The organism is Fibrobacter sp. UWB10 (genome assembly GCF_900182935.1).
Classification (GTDB): domain Bacteria; phylum Fibrobacterota; class Fibrobacteria; order Fibrobacterales; family Fibrobacteraceae; genus Fibrobacter; species Fibrobacter succinogenes_O.
Genome location: NZ_FXUE01000002.1, coordinates 685,819 through 703,063, shown reverse-complemented (window position 1 = coordinate 703,063; position 17,245 = coordinate 685,819). Strand labels below are relative to the sequence as shown.

The 17,245-nt window shown below is 50.2% G+C and carries 12 protein-coding genes and 1 other RNA gene; 9 read left to right on the top strand and 4 right to left on the bottom strand.

Annotated features, from left to right (window positions below; genetic code table 11):
- Window positions 1-108 precede the first annotated feature (108 nt).
- The 5 genes from QOL41_RS07485 to QOL41_RS07465 all read left to right on the top strand — a co-directional run bounded on the left by QOL41_RS07485 (window position 109) and on the right by QOL41_RS07465 (window position 7,888).
- Entirely contained in the window at window positions 109-2,529 is a 2,421-nt protein-coding gene (locus QOL41_RS07485; protein ID WP_283429253.1) for an MMPL family transporter, read from the top strand.
- Window positions 2,501-3,694 carry a pyridoxal phosphate-dependent aminotransferase gene (locus QOL41_RS07480; RefSeq protein WP_283429252.1) on the top strand — a complete coding sequence of 398 codons (1,194 nt, stop codon included), beginning with the start codon at window positions 2,501-2,503 and terminating at the stop codon, window positions 3,692-3,694. The genes QOL41_RS07485 and QOL41_RS07480 overlap by 29 nt, the downstream gene beginning before the upstream one ends.
- Window positions 3,695-3,760: 66 nt before the next feature.
- Window positions 3,761-5,851 carry an ATP-binding cassette domain-containing protein gene (locus QOL41_RS07475; protein ID WP_283429251.1) on the top strand — a complete coding sequence of 697 codons (2,091 nt, stop codon included), beginning with the start codon at window positions 3,761-3,763 and terminating at the stop codon, window positions 5,849-5,851.
- Window positions 5,848-7,350 (top strand): serine/threonine protein kinase, encoded by a 1,503-nt coding sequence (locus tag QOL41_RS07470; protein WP_283429250.1) that lies wholly within the window; start codon window positions 5,848-5,850, stop codon window positions 7,348-7,350. The genes QOL41_RS07475 and QOL41_RS07470 overlap by 4 nt, the downstream gene beginning before the upstream one ends.
- A 106-nt stretch (window positions 7,351-7,456) precedes the next feature.
- Window positions 7,457-7,888 carry a YraN family protein gene (locus tag QOL41_RS07465; RefSeq protein WP_283429249.1) on the top strand — a complete coding sequence of 144 codons (432 nt, stop codon included), beginning with the start codon at window positions 7,457-7,459 and terminating at the stop codon, window positions 7,886-7,888.
- Window positions 7,889-7,930: 42 nt separating this feature from the next.
- On the opposite strand, the gene QOL41_RS07460 is transcribed toward QOL41_RS07465, so the two are convergent.
- Together QOL41_RS07460 and QOL41_RS07455 are read right to left on the bottom strand one after the other, a co-directional pair.
- The gene (locus QOL41_RS07460; protein WP_283429248.1) at window positions 7,931-8,365 is read right to left on the bottom strand and encodes a type II toxin-antitoxin system VapC family toxin; all 435 of its coding nucleotides are present in this window, start codon (window positions 8,363-8,365) and stop codon (window positions 7,931-7,933) included.
- A complete protein-coding gene (locus QOL41_RS07455) occupies window positions 8,358-9,440 on the bottom strand; it encodes a hypothetical protein (RefSeq protein ID WP_173654182.1) in 1,083 nt (360 codons plus the stop codon). The genes QOL41_RS07460 and QOL41_RS07455 overlap by 8 nt, the downstream gene beginning before the upstream one ends.
- 100 nt (window positions 9,441-9,540) lie before the next feature.
- Between QOL41_RS07455 and QOL41_RS07450 the strand changes: the two genes are divergently transcribed.
- Window positions 9,541-11,091: a hypothetical protein gene (locus QOL41_RS07450; protein WP_283429247.1), complete on the top strand. Its 1,551-nt coding sequence runs from the start codon at window positions 9,541-9,543 to the stop codon at window positions 11,089-11,091.
- 171 nt (window positions 11,092-11,262) lie between these two features.
- On the opposite strand, the gene QOL41_RS07445 is transcribed toward QOL41_RS07450, so the two are convergent.
- Window positions 11,263-11,460, bottom strand: coding sequence for a hypothetical protein (locus tag QOL41_RS07445; protein WP_163439096.1), 198 nt, complete (start codon window positions 11,458-11,460; stop codon window positions 11,263-11,265).
- Window positions 11,461-11,582: 122 nt separating this feature from the next.
- Here QOL41_RS07445 and QOL41_RS07440 point away from each other — a divergent pair, with 122 nt between their 5' ends.
- Complete coding sequence (locus QOL41_RS07440; RefSeq protein ID WP_283429246.1) at window positions 11,583-12,323, top strand: TatD family hydrolase; 741 nt, start codon at window positions 11,583-11,585, stop codon at window positions 12,321-12,323.
- A gap of 4 nt (window positions 12,324-12,327) precedes the next feature.
- On the opposite strand, the gene mfd is transcribed toward QOL41_RS07440, so the two are convergent.
- The gene (gene mfd / locus QOL41_RS07435) at window positions 12,328-15,702 is read right to left on the bottom strand and encodes a transcription-repair coupling factor (RefSeq protein WP_283429245.1); all 3,375 of its coding nucleotides are present in this window, start codon (window positions 15,700-15,702) and stop codon (window positions 12,328-12,330) included.
- A gap of 269 nt (window positions 15,703-15,971) precedes the next feature.
- On the opposite strand from mfd, the gene ssrA reads away from it, so the two are divergent.
- Both ssrA and lexA read left to right on the top strand, forming a co-directional pair.
- Window positions 15,972-16,332: a transfer-messenger RNA gene (gene ssrA, locus QOL41_RS07430) on the top strand.
- A 173-nt stretch (window positions 16,333-16,505) separates the two neighbouring features.
- Complete coding sequence (lexA, locus tag QOL41_RS07425; RefSeq protein ID WP_173654186.1) at window positions 16,506-17,156, top strand: transcriptional repressor LexA; 651 nt, start codon at window positions 16,506-16,508, stop codon at window positions 17,154-17,156.
- Window positions 17,157-17,245: the final 89 nt, after the last annotated feature.

The window sequence follows — 17,245 nt, the reverse complement described above, 5'->3', positions numbered from 1 at the left end:
CATAGCGCGGACAACACCCAAACAAAGAGACTGTTAGACTCCCTTTTTACCATGTCCTTAATTTAGTTTAATAATTTGAACAAAGGCGATAATAGTTATATTATTTGTATGTTTTCGGCTTTTGCCAAATTAATCCGTAAGATAGCCCACTATCCTAAAGCGACTATTGGGCTTTTTCTTGCCGTTACGCTCTTGTGCATTTACCCTATCGAAAACCTTCGTTGGGAAATCCAGTTGCAAGACACCCTCAGAGGACACGAAGTTGAAGTCGACTACCAGGCAATCGAAAGCGCCTTTGGCGGACTCGGAAGCCTGACCATCGTCATTCAGTCCAAAGACAGTGCTGCCAATTTCAAGTTTGCAGAAAATCTCGCCAAGTACCTTGAGAACGACCCTCAAGTCCATTACGCCGACTACACGACCGATTTGGACTTTTTCAAGAAGAATCGACTCCTGTACGCAAGCGAAAGCGATCTGGACCAGGTCATTGAAAAGCTTGATAGCCTAAAGGCAGCCGAAATCAACAGGAACAATCCTCTTCTGGTGGACTTGACCGACGCCCCTGCACCGGAAGCCCCGGCACGAGATTCCATTGAAATCATCTCGCAGATTGAAAACAAATACTTCAAAAGCCTGCAACAAGATTTTTCGAACCAGCAAGGATCTATTCGCGTTATCGATGTCTACCCCACGACCTCGGTTTCGGACTTGCAGGCCAACAGAGAGCTTTTAAAGAAAGTCAAGAGATTCGTCGAAGAAAACGGTAACGGTATTAACGTCTACTACACCGGAAAGGTCTACGATTCGATTAAGGCCGGCAAAACTTTGCTCCCTCAAGCCAAATTCGCGGGAGCCATCGCCGCCCTCATTATCCTTGTCCTTTTGATTATCAATTTCTACCGCCAGCCGCAGCTGATTTTCATTTCGGCGGTTCCGCTTGCGATTCCGACTGTATTCACGCTCGCCTGCGCCTACCTGCTTTTCGGACGAATCAACCTGTTTACGCTTTCTCTTGGCCTTTTGCTCCCTGGGCATGCCTGCCAGGTTCTAACGCATGTCTACACAAGGTACTTCCATGAACGCGAAAAGAAGCTGAGCCCCGCCCTCTGTATCGAAAGCGCTCTGCTTGGAATCGGTCCGGTAGTCGCTGCATCGTCGCTTGTGATGGCGAGCCTGTTTATCGCCTTCATTCTGGTTCCCCTGCCTGGGCTTCGCGAATTCGGGATTCTAGGCGCTATCGGAAGCGTGCTCAACCTGATTGTCTGCCCGCTACTTACGGCATCGCTTTTATTGCTTCTGCAGCGCAAAAAGCCCTTTGAAATCACTTTCAACAGCATTACGCCCAATTACCGCAAGCGCCTGTTTTCGTTCAAGACCAACTGGATTATCATTATCGTTATCAGCATTGTAAGTGCGGTGGCTTGGCTTTACAGCGGAATCAACCTGAGATTCCTTTACGACTTTAAAAAGACCGAAATGCAGTTGGACGAACGCGAAGCAAGAGCCCTGATTGCAGAAACCGGCTTTTCGGCATACGACCCGATTATCGTCATGTTGCCCGATTCCTCTTACAACGACGACTTGGTCGAAAACTTCGAACACTTACAACAGAAAGGTCGCCTTAAAGACCTCGCTAGAATTTATACCCAATACCAGTTCCTGCCTAAAGCGAGCGTCGAAAAGAAGCACAAGATTGAAACTCTAAAGAAACTCATTTCCGAAGACATTCTTTCTCGGCTTAACCCGAAAGACAGTTCTGCGATTGTCGAAATGTTCGAGAATTACGAAAACGACATCAAGGATTTTGTGTTGTCCGAAAACATACGTCGCAAGTTTGCAGACAAAAAAGACAATCCGGGCGTATTCGCCTTCATTATTCCCAGTTCCGACCCGAACAACGGACTCACCTGCCGCCACATTGCAAAGCAGTTGATGCAACTTGACGGAATCCACGACAAGACCTTCAAGATTTGCGGCACCCCGATTTTGAGAGCCTCGCTTTTGGACACCGTTCTCGGAAACATCAACAAGTCCATACTCTTGGGCACCGTACTGCTCTGGATCATTCTCTTGATGTTCTACAACAAATTGAGCCGCGCCTTCTTTACCTTGCTGCCGTCGCTATTTGCCATGAGCTGGGTAACCATTCTGGTTCACGTGTTCAACATCCAGATTTCGGCATACAGTTCTATCGCGTTTGTCCTCTTGATTGGCGCCAGTGTTGACGGATCATTGCAACTTTGGTCTTCGTACTACGAAAAGCAAGGCGGAAATGCTTGGAGTGTTTTGCAAACGAAATTGATTTCTGTCATGATTGCGCAGGGCGCTTCGTTTATCGGTGCAATCGCCATGCTGTTCTCGTCACACCCGGGAATTAACGGCGTGGGACTCGTTGCAGCGCTCGGACTTATTTGCATCTTTATTTCGCATTTTACCATTTACCCCTTGGTGGCCAGCACCTTGGACGCCTACCGCATTTTGAAAAAGGCTAAACTCAGACATGAAAGACTTATCCACAAGAACTCTTAATATCGCCGCTTCTTTAACCGTCGCCATCGACACCTTGGCAAAACAGATGATTGCCGACGGCAAGGACGTTGTAAGCCTGGGTGCAGGCGAACCCGATTTTCCGACTCCGACACCGATTCAAGATGCTGCCTGCAAGGCCATTCGCGAAGGAAAGACCCGCTACACCGCTCCCGTAGGAATTCTAGAAGTCCGCAAGGCCGTTGCCGAAAAACTGAAGGTTGAAAACGGTCTGGACTATAAGCCCGAACAAATCATCATGACGAGCGGTGCCAAGCACGCCGTATTCAATTCGCTTGCAGCCTTGGTGAACGAAGGCGACGAAGTGATTATCCCTGCCCCGTACTGGGTGACATACCCGGAACTGGTGAAATGGCTCGGCGGAAAGCCGGTGATTGTAAACACCAAGATTGAAGATGGATTCAAGATCAAGCCCGAAGCCTTGAAGGCCGCCATTAACGCAAAGACTAAGGCAATCCTCTTGAACAATCCCTGCAACCCCACGGGTGCCGTTTACAGCAAGGCAGAACTTGAAGCCCTTGCCAAGGTGATTGTCGAAGGCGACATTTACTGCATTTCAGACGAAGTGTACGAATACTTCACTTACGACACAGAATTTTGCTCTGCAGCCGCCCTCCCCGGCATGGCCGAACGCACCATCGTGATTAACGGATTTTCCAAGTCGCACTGCATGACCGGTTGGCGTATCGGTTACGATGCCGCCCCTGCCGAAATCGCAAAGATTATCGGAAAGATTCAGGGCCAGGCAACGCACCACCCGAGCAATGTGGCGCAGTATGCAGCCCTCGGTGCCTTGCAGATGGACAAGAGCAATGTTCACGCCATGCAAGCAGCCTTCCGCAAGCGCCGCGACTACATGCTCAAGCGCACCGCCGAAATCCTGCCGGAACCGTGCCGCGCTCCCGAAGGTGCATTCTACCTGTTCGCGCCCGTCAAGAGCTTCTACGGCAAGAAAACGCCTGAAGGCAAGACCATCAATGGCTCTATCGAGCTTTGCGAATACCTATTGCAGTCGCAGGGGCTCGCCATTGTGCCGGGAGCAGCCTTCGGTGACGACAGTTGCGTGCGATTCTCTTATGCCGCCAGCGACGAAACCTTGCAGAAAGCATGTGACAGATTTATTAGAGGATTAAAGGAGTTAAAATAGTTCGGTCCTTCGGCCCTGCAGAACTTAGTTTCATCAACTATTTTCTGCCAACTAAGTTCTATTGTTATGCAGTCGTTTAGAATCATCACTCCGCGAGTAGGCGAACCGTTTACCATCGGTCGTAAGCCAGACAACAATCTGGTACTTGACAACCCGATGGTTTCGCGTTACCACGCCGTCATCGAAAATGCGGAGCGCGAATGGATTCTAAAGAACCTCACGCAGAACAGCGTCACCCAAGTTAACGGAACTGACGTCGAAGATAAGACTCTCGAAGACGGCGACACCATTCAAATTGGCCCTTTGCAGCTGCGCGCGACATTAAAACGCGGGCACTTGCAGTTACTGCTGATGGAATCGGTCGAACGAGACCTTGTGCAAACCATCAGTTTGAGTAATTCTTGGAACAAGCTGGACAGTCTGCACATGGACATTCCCGAAGGCTGTTGCGCAAGGATAAATGCCGGCAAGGCCGAAATTGCGTTCAAAGACAAAATCGTCAACACGCAAGGAAAATCGACCCGCCAGATTCAGCTTGAAGAAGGCCGAATGATTCGCCTTCCCGGCTGCACCATGAGCTACTCGCAAGGCGAACTCACTTGCAAGAACTTGCCGCTCGGATTCGATGTCGAAGTCGAGAACCTAGATGTTTTCGCCGGCAAAAAGCAATTGCTTTCAGGCATCGAATTCAAACTCCCCGCCGGAGAAATTCTCGCCATTATCGGACGCTCGGGCCAAGGCAAGTCGACCCTTTTGCGCCTGCTGCAAGGCAAGCATAAAAGCGGGAAAGATTCTTTTGTAAGCATCGGGAATCTCGATTACCGCAATGAAGAAATCCGAAAGCATATCGCCTTCTTGGAACAAGATCCGGAACTGCGCCGCGACTTGACCGTTAAAGAAACACTCTTGGACGGCGCAAGAGTCGGAATGTCGAAGCTCGACTTCAAGCGCAATGCGAACGGGCGACTCGAAAAGTTCTCTGAACTTTTCGGGCTGAGCGCGCGTCTCGACAACCCCATCCGCACGCTCAGCGGCGGTGAATGCCGCCGAGTCGCCCTCGCCAAAGAACTCATGGGAAATCCGGGCCTGATTATTCTCGACGAACCGCTTTCTGGCCTCGACCCCTACAATTCCAAAATTCTCTGCACGCATTTAAAGCAGCTCGCCTTTCTCGGGCACACGATTATCCTGACTACGCACAGCTACGAAGCGCTCGAAATCGCCGACAAGGTTCTCGTATTGCACCAGGGCAAGCAGGCTTTCTATGGCACCCCCAAAGAAGCGTTCCGCTATTTCGATAGCGAAGATCCCGAAACAATTCTCACGAACTTGAACGACGACACCGCATCAAACTGGCAAACCATTCTACAGAATCGTGTCGGCCCCGCAAGAAGCACATCTGTCATAGAAGCTCTTGTACCAAGCTTTTTCCCGAAGACCAACTTATCGCCCGTTTTCTTCTACAAGATTTCGCTCACTGCCAAGCAATGGTTCAGGGACAAGGGCAAATTCTTGACGCTTCTTTTGCAACCGCTCATTATCGGCTTTTTATTCTCGCAGATATTCTCGAACATGACATCCCTTTGGATTGTCGCGTTTGCAATCATACTCTCGGCAAACTGGCTTTCGCTTTCACTCTCGATCCGAGAAATCGTACAGGAAAAAGAAATCTTGCAGGCGGAATTCCGTAAAGGCGTACCCATTCTTTCAACACTCCTTGCCAAAGCGGTGCTCCCCACCTTAGTCGCCTTCATACAAACATTGATTGTATTTGCCTTTGTCGGTTTCCGTACCACCATTTGGCCCTCCCCCCTGCAGCTTTTAGTCGTGATTCTGCTGATGGTTCTGCCACCTGTTGCCGTTGGTCTTGCCGTAAGTTCGCTTTCTAAAAACGCCGGACAGGCAAACGCCATGCTCCCGCTTTTGATTATTCCACAAGTTGCCTTGGCCGGAGCCCTGGTACCCTTGGACCAAATGCAAGCCATCGGGCGCATTCTTTCGACCATTATTTGGTCCCGCTACAACCAGGCAAGCCTTTTAAACCTGCTCCTAGAGCGTAAAGACGCTATCGAAAACACAATTCTCGCCCTCGGCATCACATTATGTTTTTATATTGTGGTTGCAATAAAACTAAACTGGTCTAAGAAAGCAAAATGATCGCCCCGCAAAAGTCTGAATTATTTCCGCGTCCTTTTAACGAAAACTATGATCTCATTGGCACCCTTGGTAAAGGGGGCATGGGAAATGTTTACAAAGCCCTAGACAAGAGGCTCGGACGCGAAGTCGCATTCAAGATTTTGGACGCCTCTTCCGATGAAGAAGCGATCAAGCGTTTCTACATGGAAGCGCAGGCGATGAAGGAACTGGATCACCAGAATATCGTTCACGTGTTCGACTTCGGTCAAGAAAAGAACCAGCTCTTTATTGCCATGACTTATGTGGAAGGCATTAACCTTGCCGACATTCTGCACAAGAAAGAACAGCTTTCGTTCGAAGCAATCGAAGTCATTATCCGTCAGATTGCCCGCGGTCTTCTTTACGCTCATAGCAAGGGCATTGTTCACCGCGACGTGAAACCATCGAACATCATGCTTACCCGCGACAACCGAGTCTACATCATGGACTTCGGCATTTCCTACATCCAGGAAATGGAAAAGGACAGACTCACGCGCACGGGCATGACCATGGGTACACCCGAATACATGAGCCCTGAACAGTGCCACGGCGATAACGTGACCATTCAGTCTGACATTTACAGCATGGGCGTGATTCTTTTCGAAATGACCTGCGGCCGCCTCCCCTTCGAAGGCAATCGCCCGGTAGAAATCGCCCTGAAGCACGTTCAGGAACAGCCGCCTGCACCGGAACTTTTCCGCAAGGACATGCCTCCCGGACTTTCGAAGTTGATTCTCAAGTGCTTAAGGAAAAAGCTGAACGAGCGTTTCCACGACATGCAAGAATTTTTGGACGCATGCGACCAGGTGTTCCCCACCGAAAAGACGGTACAACGCCCCACCATGGGCCACACACCGCTCCGCCGCCGCACGGCTTCAATTGCCGAAATGGCAAACATCATCACGCCGCGCGCCCGCATGCTTCAAAAGAAGCTCACGGCTCTTGCCATTTTCATTTTCCCGCTCATCATCATGCTCTTGATTTTGCTGATGCTGACGCACAAGCCCGAAAGCACCTTGCGCGAGCTGGAATGGAGCGAAGCTCTTGGCAACTACGAAACCAAGGCTCTCGAAATTGACGAAAGCAACGGCTACCCACTCAAGAACTTGAACGACAACGATCTTAAAACGGCATGGCTCTACACGATGCCGCAAAAGCCGCAGAATCCGGTACTCACGCTCTACTTCGACGGCAATGCAATCGTGACGCATTTCGGCATCGCCATCGGTTACCAAAAGTCTGTCGACGACGCCTTCGGCGACCGCTTCCGCATTTTCAAGAAGCCTAAGGCCATCACGCTGGAAACCAAGGACGGCTTCAAGCAGAGAATCAAGCTTGATAACATTCGCGGTATGCAATACCCGAGCATTCAAGCTATGGAAACAAGCGAACTCAAGATTTATCTGGACGATATCTACGACGGAGAAAATGAAGACTTCGCTATTTCCGAAATCCGTCTCTTGGGTATGGAACTTCCATAATCCAAGAAGACCGTTTTTATATCATTCCTAGATTCAACTAAAAACAACCAAGGGGATATGCAAAATACTCTTTTGCATATTAATCTTTTTATCTACGGAGAATGGTATGGAAACCAACAACGAAACTTCGAAAGAAAACAACAAACCCTACAACAAACCTAAGGGCAACTACATCGAGACTCTTGCCTCGGCGTATTTATGCCGCGAAGGCTACCAGATTGTCGCCCGCAATTACGCCTACAAGGGCGGCGAATTAGACATAATCGCCCGCGACGGGAAAACGCTTGTATTTGTCGAAGTCAAGTCCGTATGGAACAACCAGCAAGGAAATCCTGCCGCAAGAGTCAACGCTTTAAAACAGAAAAAAATTTGGAAAACAGCCTGCCATTTTCTAGCCACACAAAAAGACGAGGCTCCCCAAGGATTTGACACCCCTTGCCGTTTCGATGTGCTGACCGCGCGAGCTTACCAAAAGCCACTTCAGTTCACACACTACAAGAATGCCTTCGAAGGCACGCAGGTGATCCCGCAGATATAATGTGAGATGTGAGATGATTAATTTCACATTCCACATTGCACACTACTCTACGTCGTCGAGCAGGACAACCGGAATATCTGTCAGGTCAGTAAACGCAGCAGAATCTGTCAAAATGCAATCGGCTCCGCATACAAAGGCCGTAGCAAGGCGCAGTGATTCTTCTGTCGTCAAATTCTTTGTGGCAAGTTCAGCCGCCTTCACGGCAATTTCGCCTGTCACCTCGCAGGGCTTGACGTTGCGGGAATGCTCAAAGAATTCACGGTACTGGCGCGACAAAAGACCTTCGCCTGCGGCAAAGGCCTTCTTTGAAATTTCAAACAAGGTAACGTCCGAAACCAGAACCGTCAGATTATTTTCGTAGGCATAATCGAGCACCGAAGATACCACCGGATAATAATCCGGATGCATCTGCAGCAGGCGCACAACGGCGCCCGTGTCTAAAAAAAGCACTCTCGATTTTTCAATTGCCTTATTCATAAATTTCCATGTAGGCAATGTCTTCGCGCATGCCTGCACGAACCATCTTGAAGCGTTCCGCCTTCGGGTAGAAGTACCAAATCATCCACTCGCCCGCCATATCGGTACGCTTGGTCTTGATGGCAATCGGCTTTTCGCCGTTAAAGAAGTCGCGCTTGTGCGGGATTACGTTTTCGAACGGACGATACGTATGCACGTCTTCGCCTGCAGCGCGTTCAATGAATCCATTGCCGCCCTTACTCCAGGTAATCGTCACGGTGCCATTGTCGTCTTTGACCTTTTCACAGCTATCAAAGCCGCTCCCGCACCACAAGTACTTTTTATACTTGAAGCTCTGTTCAGGCATATTGAAGGTTTCTACAGTACGGTGATTTCCCTTGTAGATATTGTATTCGCCTTCAAGCTTATACCTGCCGGCATTATATTCTTCGCAACCGCGCTGGGCAACCTTCACCTTGCGATCCACCACAGCGATATCGACGGTACAACCATCTTCAGAATAAGTCAAGCGGGCATGACCATTCGCTTCGCGAAGTTCCAGGTTGCTCGCTTCGAGTTCGGCACGATTTGCAAAAGGACCATTCTGAATCACAAACGAGAAATAACGCGGATTCGTCGGAGACTTCTTAAGGTAAACGCTACCAGTGCCCGAAGCATATTCACCGCTCAAATCAATAGATGCCTGCTGGAATCGAGCCAAGTCTGCACGCTTAACCCAAACTTCGCCCAATTTGCACTGAATCGGCACAAAACGGGGCGGTTCCTTGGGTTCGACCTTTTCCCAAGTAATGACACGGCGTCTTTTCACCTTGATTTTGGGGCGGCCTTTTTTGTCTTTTTTGACATTACCCTTGCGATCTTTCACTTCAATTGTATCTTTAACGACTATTACCTTTTTGACTGAATCCATCGGAGGCGGGAGTTCCCGAATTTGGTCAGTAAAGACAAGTGAACCTGCAGGAGAATTTTCATCGATACCGGTAGCGGTTTTCTTATAAACTGTCAAAGTTTCCTGAGCAAACGAAAGTGAGCAACAGAGCGAAATCAAAACCGTAAAAAAATGAACTTTTTTCAAAACTTAACCTCTTTGTGGGAGTAAAGTTAACTTTTTATTGTCGAAAGAAGGAATATTTTACTAAAATTTAACATGTGGAATATATAAAGGAGTTCCTTTTATGAAGAAAATGTTTATTGCCTCTTGCATTATGGCAGCAGCCGTATTTGCAGCACCGACTGCAAACGCACCTGCAGCAGCACCGGCAGCCGCTCCGGCCAAGACCGAAGTCAAGGCTGACGCCAAGCCTGCCGCCGCTCCCGCTAAGACTGAAGCCAAGGCAGAACAGCCGAAGGCTGAAGCTAAGGCAGCCGCTCCCGCTAAGACCGAAGCCAAGGCAGAACAGCCGAAGGCTGAAGCTAAGGTAGCTGAACCCGCTAAGACCGAAGCCAAGGCAGAACAGCCGAAGGCTGAAGCTAAGGCTGCTGAACCCGCCAAGGCAGAAGCAAAGCCCGCCGAAGTAAAGGCAGAAGAACCGAAGGCTGAACAGGCAAAGGCTGAAGAGCCGAAGGCCGAAGAAGCTGCACCTGCTGAAGCCGTTGCAGAACAGCCGAAGGAAGAAGCAAAGGCAGAAGAAGTGAAGGCTGAAGAAGCCGCTCCGGCAGCCGAAGTCGCAGCCGCAGAACCGGAACAGAAGCCGGCCAAGAAGAAAAAACGCAAAAAGAAAAAATTGATTCAGAACGCCGTGATGTCGGTGAACCAGATCAACTTCGACATCAATGCTGACTTTGAACTCGAAGCCGGCAAGGTTCTTTGGGCTACCGAAGACGACGAAATGGGCGACAACTTTGAAACCTGGAATGGCGAAGCTAACTTTGCCGTTATCGCCGAAGCTGAAGACTTCAAGGGCAAGATTGCAGTTGCATTCTACCCCGGTGATCTGAGATCCGATGACAATCTCGACAAGTCTGTCAAGAAGGAACAGCTCCGCGAAGGTACTCGCCAGTATGGTGATGACTACTACTCTCTGGACGAAGCATGGGCCATGCAGGAAACCGACCTGTTCACGTTCAAGGTCGGTCGTTGGGACAACACGGACAAGAGCGGTGACTACTTCGGTGGTTACATCGATGGTTACCTGGCCGGATTCCTTTCTACCCAGCCGTCTGAAAACCAGTTGATGTTCGGTTTCACTCCGTCTGACAACATGTCCGCATTCATTTCCTTGATCAGCAAGTCTGAAAACCTCGACAAGGGTGACCTGCGTGCTGCATTCAACTTCCACGGTCTCGCAGGCATTTCTGCCCTGAAGGTTCAGCTTGCTTATCGTAGCAACCTGTTCGATGCCGTGTATGACAGCAAGGCTGACATCAAGCACAACGCTTCTTTGAAGGCCAACCTGCCGGTTGTCCCGAACAAGTTCGACATCTTCGCAGAAGCCGCTCTCATGGATATGTCTGACGACCTCGTGATTCCGGTGACCGGTGGTATCGCCATCTACACGCCTGTTGTAGACCGCATCCTCCTCGAAGCCGAATACGTTGGCGACCGTTATGACCACAAGGACTTCTGGGGCATGAATAAGAAGCCGAAGCACGTGAAGGATGTTCTCGGTGCATTCTACCTGGAAAAGGCTTTCACCAGCCGCTTCAGCCTGTCTGCCGGTATCCACAGCTTCGGCTGCACCAAGGACTACACCATCTCGGGTAACTTGGTTGGCCGTATCAACTAAAAGACTGCTCGGCTCTATTGCATAAATAAAAATGTGATATCGCCTCGCTCTCGCAACCACGCCTCGTTAATACGAGGCGTTTGTTGCTCACAGAAGCATTTAAAAAGCTTAATACAAAAGTCCCGCGGAAAATTCCGCGGGACTTTTCATTTCCTATTTCAAATTGGAATATTACAAGCCTTTGCGTTCCAAGTCAAGCAAAAGGGACTGCAAGGAATCTTCAACGGTGGTGCGGAAATCAGCCGAACCGAGGCTGCAGGACGCAACGACATCGGCCCCTTTAGTAATGCGGATTACAGCAAAGCCGCCTTCATTCGTAAAAGAAACACCTAGACCCTTATTTAAGGCTTTTTCCAAAAGATCGCGCATAAAAACTCCTTTTTAACGCTAGAAACATCATTACCCTTAAATTAGGCTTTTTCTAACAAAAAAACAAGAACTTTTTTGGATTTATTTGGATAAAAAGTGAATTTTGGGAGTATATTAATGGTATGTTCGACTTTCATTTACATTTAGCAAGGTTACCGCAGCCCATGATGCTTGCACGAGCCCTTCAGAAGAAGGGGTTGTGCTTCAATGCGATTGCTTGTGAACCCACTGAATGGGAAGTCCTGCAAAAAATGGATGCAAACCTTTTCGAAGGTTCTACCCGCAGTTACGGCATTCATCCCGTATCAGCGACCGATGTCACCGAAGCCGACTGGGAACGCCTGGAATCGCTTCTGGACAACTACCCCGACGCTAATGTGGGTGAATGCGGATTAGACAAGCGCTACGATGGTTACGCCGAAGGCGGCATTCAGGAACAGGCTTTCAGAAGACAAGTCGAACTCGCTCGCAACCTGCACCGCGATTTGCATATTCACTGCGTAGGCGATTACGGGCGCATTATCAAGATTCTCGAAGAATGCGGTTATCCCGGCAAAAAATCGAATATCAAGTCTCGCCAAAGAGCTCCGAAAGTCCATGTGACATTCCACCGCTTTGGTGGCGATATTTCGATTGTAAAAGCATCGCAGGAACTCAATCCGATTTTCTCGCTGCACCTCGATTCCTTCCATAAGAAATCGACCCTTGCCGCCATTCCGCAGATTCCTGGAGAACAAATCCGTTTCGAAACCGATGCAGACGAAACGTTCTGCTCAGCAAACCTTCTCAAGAACGAATCCGTCGAAAAGATTGCGAAAGCCTTAATTGAGCAATTGAAAGAAACGGAGCAACTCGTTCGTTAGTTCGCTAGTTCGTCTGAGCTGACGAATTACTCTTCACAACAGTAGAATCAGCCTTAATCACCGCAAACGCTCGGAATTCCTTGAGCGCCTTTTCGGCGAGTTCTATGGCATTTCCCTTACCGAGTTCAATCACGACTTGCAGCGGCGAGCCGCCCATAATGCGCATGGGGAACTGCGTATTCGCATACATCTCGCTGATGATTCGCGGATCGGGTGGCGGGAATTCCACGAAGGTGGCCGCAAGCATTCCCTTGCGCTGCACCAAGCCTTGAATACGGAGCCGCCCCGCCAAGAGCCCGATTTCGGTGACCAAGAGCAACATCTTGGCGGCTTCGGGCACCGGCCCGAATCGATCCGCAAGTTCCTGCGCAAGGCCCGCGATTTCGTCGGTATGCGACACGCGAGAAATACGCTGGTACATCGAGATTCGAGTGAGGCCATCCTGAATGTAGTCTTCGGGCAAGTAAGCATCTACGCCGAGTTCTACGCGAGGCTGAATCGGCTTTTCGGACGGTCCACCGCGCAGCTGTTCCACCGCCTCGCGCACCAAGCGCACATAAGTTTCAAAGCCCACTTCGGCGATGAAGCCATGCTGTTCCTGGCCGAGCAAGTTACCCGCACCGCGGATTTCCAAATCGCGCATGGCCAGCTGATAACCGCTACCCAAATCGGTAAACTGTTCCAGAGCCTTAAGGCGGCGCATGGATTCCGCCGAAATTTCATTCTTCGCAGGAATCACCAAGAGCGCCTTCGCCAGCACGCTACTGCGGCCCACGCGCCCGCGCATCTGGTAAAGTTGGCTAATGCCAAAATGATGCGCGTTCATGATGATGATCGTATTCGCATTCGGGACATCCAGGCCCGATTCGATAATGCTCGTACTGACAAGGATATCGAACTTGCGGGAGATAAAGGCTTCCATCGCATTTTCAAGGTCGCGGTCGTTCATTTGCCCATGGGCAATACCGATATGCGCTTCAGGCACAAGCTGTTCAATATCGTCAGCCAATTCGTAAATGCTTTGAACGCGGTCATTCACAATGAACACCTGGCCGCCGCGGGCCAATTCGTCTTCAATCGCCTGCTTAATCACCATGTCATCGCGCTTCATGAGCTTGGTTTCGACCGGCAAGCGGTTCATGGGCGGCGTATTAATGAGCGAAATGTCGCGAACGCCAGTCATGCTCAAGTGCAGCGAGCGCGGAATCGGAGTTGCACTCATGCTGAGCGTATCGACAGCAAGGCGCATTTCACGCAGTTTTTCCTTCTGCTTCACGCCGAATTTCTGTTCTTCGTCGATGATTAGAAGGCCCAAATCCTTGAACTGGTTCTTTTCAGAAAGCAGACTATGCGTACCGACGAGAATGTCGACCTTGCCCTCGCTCACCTGCTTGAAAATTTCCTTCTTTTCCTTAGCGCTCTTGTAGCGGTTCACAAGAGCGATATTCACGCCAAAGCCTGCGAAGCGGTCCATAAAGTTTTCGTAGTGCTGAGCAGCCAGAATCGTCGTCGGCACCAGGAGCACCACCTGTTTTTTGCTCACCACGCACTTGAACGCCGCACGCATGGCAACTTCTGTCTTTCCAAAGCCCACGTCACCACAAATCAGGCGGTCCATCGGGCGGCGGGATTCCATGTCGCGCTTGATATCTTCGGTAGCCTTCACCTGGTCGGGCGTCGGATCGTATTCAAAAGCGTCTTCAAATTCTTTTTGCAGTTTGCCATCAGGCGGGAAATCGAAACCTTCCACCAATTCGCGCTTGGCGTAAAGTTCCACCAGTTCGCGCGCAATCTGAATAACCTTTTTCTTGACGCGTTCCTTGAGGTTTTCCCAAGCCTTGCCGCCCAGGCGATCAAGCTTTGGAGCATTTTCCTGCGTATCGAGGCGTTCAATCTTCTGCAAGTCCGCCACAGGGAACTTGAGTTTGTCTCCGCCCGCGTATTCCAGCAAGGCGCAGTCGACCATACCGCCATTCACATTCACGCGTACAAGTCCTAAGTACTTGCCCACGCCATGATCTTCGTGCGAAACGAAATCGCCACGGTTCAGCGATTCAATCATCAAAGCGCTCGAAACGGAGCCTGCGATTTTGCGCTTACGGGTCTTATTCGAATGACGATTGAAAATGCGGGTCTCGGTCAAGAAGGCAATTCCATCGTCTTCGAGCCAGAAACCTTCGGACATGTTGCCGACAATGTAGTCTTCGACCGGCAAGCCTTCAAGCATCTGCTTGATACGCCCAAGCGCACCCGCCGTCGGAGCAACCACGTAAACGGATCCGCCCCGGGCGGCAAATTCTTCGATTTCCTTGGCGACCGAATCCGTGCCGTTCGAAGAGAAATCTTGCGGTTTGCAATTCAGTTCGTGGCTGTTGCCGTCATTGAGCTGCACGCGAGAAACATCCATCGAGGTGCGGCCCACAAATTGGCGCGAGAGCTCGCCCATTTTGAACCAAGTATGCGCCGGGTCTACCGCTTCGGTATCGACTTCGCGAACTTCCCTGAAGGTATTCTCGCAGTTCAAATAATACTTCGCCGCATTCTCCGACAAAAGCGAAAGCTCTTCGAATACCAACGAGGCCTTCGGCAAATAGTCGAGCAAGCTGGAATTCAGCGTCTGGTAACGCCCGCGATGCCACCAGAGCCCCGAAAGGTCGCCGTTGTAGCACGCAGCCTCGTGTTCCTTGACCGTAAACTCACCCATCGGGAAAAGTTTCACCGACTTCATGGTCTCTACGGAACGTTGCGAGAAAATATCGAAGCTACGGATCGATTCAATCTCGTCGCCAAAGAATTCAATACGAATCGGATGCGGGTACAGAAGGCAGTTTACGTCGACAATGCAGCCGCGAATGGAGAATTCCCCCACGCCCGAAACCACAGGCTGTTCCACGAAACCGTGATCCAAGAACCAGGGGCGCAACGACGAAGGTTCGGCAACGCCGCCCACCTTGAGTTCAAGGCAATCCTTCATCACCGTATGCGGTGCCGGCAGGCGCATCAAGAACGAATCCAGCGGACACACCGTAATAAACGGGTCTTCGCTTTCTATATCGCGGAAAAACTTGAGGCGTTCTTCGACAACCCCTTCGAACGGCACCTTCTTTTCGTAAGGTTTCAAGCTAATCGACGGGAAAAAGCGGACAAAATTTTCGCCTAGAAGCCCTTCCAGATTTTCAACCCAATTCTCGGCGCTCTTGTAGTCCTTCGCCACCACCAGAATCGGGTTCGGCTTTTTAAGGAACCGGGTCGCCACCATCATGGCAGCCGCCGGAACCGTCGCCCCGTTTACATGAATCGCGCCCCCTTCAGCCTTGCTGAAGAGGTTTAGCGTTTCACTGCGGGCAAACGTAATGAATTCTGAAAGGGATTCTACCATTGAGGCGAAAGATAGAAAAAAGCTATTCTTCCGACAAAAAAGGCTTTTCGCTGTTACACAAGCATCTTTCCATCCAATTATTATTTTTCTATATTAAGCTATACATAATAAGCACCGATTGTGCTTTGGTTTGCCTCGAATAAAGCTATCCGCTTTATTCTCGCCCCTTCGGGGCCTTGCGCTCACGAAGTGAGCTTAAGGGCTTAAACGCTCCCCTTGGTCGCGTTTAATCGACAGGTCAAAACCAGAGCACCCCCGGTGCGAAGCACGGGGGTGCTCTGGTTTCGACAGGGTTACCGAAGTGTTAGTTGCAAGCCGAGGTCTCAGACGAGGGCACTCGTAAAAAAGTCTGAAAAAAAAATAAGTGCTGACGAAAACTACGCACTCGCTGCCTAATTAACGGCAACGCCGGGCCTCATTCCGCTCCCATCGGGGTGAAAGTCCGGACGCAATATGGGATAGGATTCTCGCATGCCTGGGGCTAGAGTCCGAGATTCACTAGGCTGGTCAAAGTCCGCGCCGACCTTCTTGGGCGTAGATCAGACGAGACCTTAAATACGAAGGGAACGCTTGTAGGAACGTGCATGGACGTGATTTTGGACAGGGGTTCGACTCCCCTCACCTCCATAAAGAAAAAGGACTCTTTAAGAGTCCTTTTTCTTTATGTTATTAAAAGACCGTTCAGCTCTTCTGATAACATAAAATTTGTAAAATAATGAAATTTTGTGCAGTGAACCTATTGACAATTGCCCAATTGTGCATTATATTTGTATATGTAATTTACAAAAAGCGAGGTCCAACTTATGGAAAACAACAGCAAACGCAAAGAGCTAACCACTCGTCAAGAAGAAATCTTGGAATACATCAAGAAGTATTCCAAGGAAAACCGCATGCCGCCTACGGTCCGCGAAATCGGCAACCATTTCGAAATTTCTTCGACAAACGGCGTTCGTTCTATCCTCGCAGCCCTCATCAAGAAGGGCTATATCAACCGCTCCCCCAGACTTAGCCGCGGTATCGAAGTTGTCGACAGCGGCAATAATGAAGCTTCGGAAGCACCGACCAATACCATTGAAATTCCTATCGTGGGCCGCGTCGCTGCCGGTACGCCGATTCTTGCTGTGCAGAACCTCGAAGGCACCGTCACTATCGACCGCGACTTCCTCGCTTGCCGTTCCGATGTCTTTGCGCTCCGCGTCAAGGGCGACTCCATGATCAATGCAGGCATTCTCGATGGCGACTTGATTTTCGCTCGCCAGCAAAAGACGGCTGACCGCGGTGAAATCATCGTGGCCCAGGTCGACAACGAAGCTACCGTCAAGTATTACCACCCCGCCGCAGACCATATCGAACTGCGTCCGGCCAACCCGCGTTACCGCCCGATTATTGTCAAGAAGGACAAGCACTTCTCTATCGCAGGCAAGCTCATCGGCGTCATGCGTAAGGTGAACTAACTAGAGACCGCGCCGACTACGGCGCCCTCGCCCGCCCATCGAAAAACTCGCTTATAAAAGAAATCCGCCCTCGGTTGAACCGGGAGCGG